The 3,990-nt window shown below is 71.2% G+C and carries 5 protein-coding genes; 2 read left to right on the forward strand and 3 right to left on the reverse strand.

Annotation, left to right across the window (positions count from 1 at the left end; translation table 11 throughout):
- Nucleotides 1–639 (forward strand): hypothetical protein (locus VOI19_RS15750; protein ID WP_323793913.1); only part of this gene is annotated, 639 nt, incomplete at its 5' end.
- 14 nt (nucleotides 640–653) lie between these two features.
- Nucleotides 654–1,067, forward strand: a complete 414-nt coding sequence (locus VOI19_RS15755; RefSeq protein WP_323793914.1) for a VOC family protein — start codon at nucleotides 654–656, stop codon at nucleotides 1,065–1,067.
- On the opposite strand, the gene VOI19_RS15760 is transcribed toward VOI19_RS15755, so the two are convergent.
- The 3 genes from VOI19_RS15760 to VOI19_RS15770 all read right to left on the reverse strand — a co-directional run bounded on the left by VOI19_RS15760 (nucleotide 1,027) and on the right by VOI19_RS15770 (nucleotide 3,989).
- Nucleotides 1,027–2,055 carry an aspartate-semialdehyde dehydrogenase gene (locus VOI19_RS15760; protein ID WP_323793915.1) on the reverse strand — a complete coding sequence of 343 codons (1,029 nt, stop codon included), beginning with the start codon at nucleotides 2,053–2,055 and terminating at the stop codon, nucleotides 1,027–1,029. The genes VOI19_RS15755 and VOI19_RS15760 overlap by 41 nt on opposite strands.
- Nucleotides 2,052–3,332 carry an aspartate kinase gene (locus VOI19_RS15765; RefSeq protein WP_323793916.1) on the reverse strand — a complete coding sequence of 427 codons (1,281 nt, stop codon included), beginning with the start codon at nucleotides 3,330–3,332 and terminating at the stop codon, nucleotides 2,052–2,054. Before VOI19_RS15765 ends, VOI19_RS15760 begins: the two co-directional genes overlap by 4 nt.
- A 66-nt stretch (nucleotides 3,333–3,398) precedes the next feature.
- Complete coding sequence (locus VOI19_RS15770; protein WP_323793917.1) at nucleotides 3,399–3,989, reverse strand: DUF5063 domain-containing protein; 591 nt, start codon at nucleotides 3,987–3,989, stop codon at nucleotides 3,399–3,401.
- Between the last annotated feature and the right edge of the window lies 1 nt (nucleotide 3,990).

The following is a 3,990-nucleotide window of genomic DNA, read 5'->3' on the forward strand; positions in this document are numbered from 1 at the left end:
CCGCCGAGCCTGACTCCGCCGAAGCTCTTCGGTCGACGCCGACCTGCGACGACCCCGCCGGCGGAGGCCACTCAGGGCGACACGCAGGTGCTGCCCGAGGTCGAGACCGACCCCGCCTTCACCGACCCCGCCTTCACCGACGCCGGCAGCGAACCGGCGGGCGCCGTGCACGGGGGTGAGCCGGAGGCCACGCCGACCGCGCGCACGCCGCGGCTCAACCTGTCGGCCCTGGCGTCACTGCCCGCAGCGCTCTCCCACGGCGCGCCCCGTCACGTGGGTGCCCCCGCCGCCGGACTGCTCACCGGCGTCGCCCTGCTCGGCTTCATCTGGGTCGGCCTGCGCGGGTGCGACGCCGTCGGCACCACGTCGACGTGCAGTCCCGGCTCGGGGCTGACCGCGCTGGTGGTGATCTTCGCCCTCACCGTGCTGGTCGGACGTGTGCTGCTCGGCCTGCTCAAGGTCCGCGAGCCGGTGATGACCAGCTTCTTCGCCGTCGGGCTCACCTGCCTGGTGGCAGTCCTCGGCCCGGGCTGGCTGATCGACAGCGCCGCGACCGTCGTGCTCGTGCCGCTTCTCAGCGCCGGCGCCTTCGCCCTCGCCTCGTGGGTCGCGGCCCTCGAGGTCGACCTCGACGACTGACGCCCCGGCTCCCAGTGCCCGATCGAGCGTTCATCTTCCAGCGCCTGCACCACGTGCAGCTCGCCATCCCCGCAGGCAGTGAGGACGAGTGTCGCGCCTTCTGGCGCGACGTCCTGGGCCTGGAGGAGCTCGAGAAGCCGCCCGTGCTCGCGGCGCGTGGCGGCTGCTGGTTCCGAGGCGGAGGGCTCGAGGTGCACCTGGGTGTGGAGGACGACTTCACCCCGGCCCGCAAGGCCCACCCCGGGATCCTGGTGGGTGACCTGCGTGGGCTCGCCGCCACGCTCGAGGCGGCCGGCGTCGCGGTGACCTGGGACGCTGAGTTCCCAGGCCACGACCGGATCTATGCGGCCGACCCGTTCGGCAACCGCCTGGAGTTCCTGGAGCCGCTCAGCGCGCGGCCAGCAGCTCCGCGATCTGCACCGTGTTGAGGGCAGCACCCTTGCGCAGGTTGTCGTTGGAGATGAACAGCGCCAGCCCGCGCTGGTCGGGCACGCCCTCGTCCTGACGCAGTCGACCGACGTACGACGGGTCCTGGCCCGCAGCCTGGAGCGGCGTCGGGACGTCGCTCAGCTGGACGCCGGGAGCGTTCGCGAGCAGCTCGCGCGCCTGGTCGACGGGCAGCGAGCGGGCGAACTCGGCGTTGATCGCCAGCGAGTGGCCGGTGAAGACCGGCACCCGCACGCAGAGGCCGGAGACGAGCAGGTCGGGCAGCCCGAGGATCTTGCGCGACTCGTTGCGGAGCTTCTGCTCCTCGTCGGTCTCGTTGAGGCCGTCGTCGACGATCGAGCCGGCGAGCGGCACGACGTTGTAGGCGATCGGGGCGACGTACTTCACCGGGTCGGGGAAGGTCACGGCCTGCCCGTCGTACGCGAGCTCGGACGCCTTGTCACCGGCGGCGGCGACCTGGCCGGCCAGCTCCTCGACGCCGGCGACACCGGAGCCGGAGACGGCCTGGTAGGTCGAGGCGATGAGGCGGGTGAGCCCGGCGGCCTCGTGGAGCGGCTTGAGCACCGGCATCGCGGCCATGGTGGTGCAGTTGGGGTTGGCGATGATGCCCTTGCGCGCGTGCGCCAGGTCGCCGGGGTTGACCTCGGAGACGACCAGCGGCACGTCGGGATCCATCCGCAAGGCCGAGGAGTTGTCGACCACCAGCACGCCGGCGTCGGCGAACCGCGCCGCCTGGGCCCGCGAGGTGGTGGCACCCGCCGAGAAGAGCGCGATGTCGAGCCCCGTGGGGTCGGCGGTCGAGGCGTCCTCGACCACGACCTCGCGACCGGCGTACGACAGCACGGTGCCGGCCGAGCGGGCGGAGGCGAAGAACCGGATCTCCTCGAGCGGGAAGTTGCGCTGCTCGAGGATCTGTCGCATGGCGACGCCGACCTGGCCGGTCGCGCCGACGATGCCGATGCGGGTCATCGGCCGGTACCGCCGTAGACGACGGCCTCGACCTCGGTGGCGTCGAGGTCGAAGGCGGTGTGGGTGGCGCGCACGGCCTCGTCGATCTGGGCCTCGTCGACGATGACCGAGATCCGGATCTCCGAGGTCGAGATCATCCCGATGTTGACCCCGGCAGCCGCCAGCGAGCCGAAGAACTTCGCGGTGATGCCCGGGTGCGAGCGCATGCCGGCACCGATCAGCGAGATCTTGCCGATCTGGTCGTTGTAGAGCAGGCTCTCGAAGCCGATCTCCGACTGGAGGGCCGCCAGGGCCGCCATCGCGCTCTGGCCGTCGCCGCGGGGCAGGGTGAAGGAGATGTCGGTGCGGTTGGTCGCCGCCGCCGAGACGTTCTGCACGATCATGTCGAGGTTGGTCTGCGCGCCGGCGAGCGCCTCGAAGATGCGCGCGGCCTCGCCCACCTTGTCGGGCACCCCGACGACGGTGATCTTGGCCTCGCTGCGGTCGTGGGCGACGCCGGCGATGATCGCCTGCTCCATGGGGTCCTCCTGGTTGTGGTCCTCGATGCTGCCGGAGACGACGGTGCCGTCGAGCTGGCTGAAGGACGAGCGGACGTGGATCGGGATGCCGTAGCGGCGGGCGTACTCGACGCAGCGCAGGTGCAGGATCTTCGCGCCGCAGGCGGCGAGCTCGAGCATCTCCTCGTAGGTGACGCGGTCGAGCTTGCGGGCCGCGGGAACGATGCGCGGGTCGGCGGTGAAGACGCCGTCGACGTCGGTGTAGATCTCGCAGACGTCGGCGTTCAGCGCCGCGGCGAGCGCGACGGCCGTGGTGTCGGTGCCGCCGCGACCCAGGGTGGTGATCTCCTTGGTGTCGGCCGAGACGCCCTGGAAGCCCGCGACGATGACGATGTGACCCTCGTCGAGCGCCGTCGAGATGCGCCCCGGGGTGACGTCGATGATCTTGGCCTTGCCGTGCACCGAGTCGGTGATCACGCCGGCCTGCGAGCCGGTGAACGAGCGAGCGCTGTAGCCGAGGTCGGAGATGGCCATCGCGACGAGCGCCATCGAGATCCGCTCGCCGGCCGTGAGCAGCATGTCCATCTCGCGGGCGGGCGGCAGCGGGCTCACCGCCTCGGCGAGCGAGAGCAGGTCGTCGGTCGTGTCGCCCATCGCGGACACGGCGACCACGACGTCGTTGCCGGCCCGCTTGGCCTCCACGATCCGTCGGGCGACCCGCTTGACCGCGGCAGCGTCGGCGACGGACGAACCGCCGTACTTCTGCACGACAATGCCCACCGGGCTCACTCCTGCATCGATCGGGGATGGTGCTGCTGACTCCCTGATCCTACCGAGGGATGGTGGTCAGTCCCGACCGCTGTCCAGGACCGCCTCGGCGGCCTCGATCTGATCGGTCTCGCTGACGAAGTCGACGTCGAGCCGGTCGTGCGAGACCACCGACAGCAGCGCGTTGAGCGCAGCGCCCGCGAGGTTGCCCCAGGAGGAGACGTAGGAGAACTGCCACCACCACAGCGCCTCGGCGATGTCGCCGCGACGGAAGTGGCGCAGGCCGTTCTCGAGGTCGGTGGCGATGCTCGACAGGTCGTCGGAGAGCTGGCTGGCCACGATGTCGGGCACGTAGGGGTCGAAGACGAAGGCGTAGGTGTCGAGGTCGCCCAGCATCGTGGCCAGGCGCAGGCGCAGCTCGTCGACGTCGGCCTCGGGGCCGACGTCGGGCTGGTGCTCGGTGCTGGGCTGGAAGTCCTGCTGGACGCCGAGACGGGCGCCGGTCAGGAGCACCTGGCTGATCTCGAGGAGCAGCAGCGAGATGGCGCGCGAGCCGTCGGCCTCACGGGCGATCTCACGCAGCGCCAGCAGGAAGCTGGAGACGGAGTCGGCGATCTGCTGGGCGAACTCCTCGGTCTCGGAGTCGACCTTGGGGCCGGCGAAAGGAATC

The sequence above is a fragment of the Nocardioides sp. genome (assembly GCF_034670285.1).
Classification (GTDB): Bacteria; Actinomycetota; Actinomycetes; order Propionibacteriales; family Nocardioidaceae; genus Nocardioides.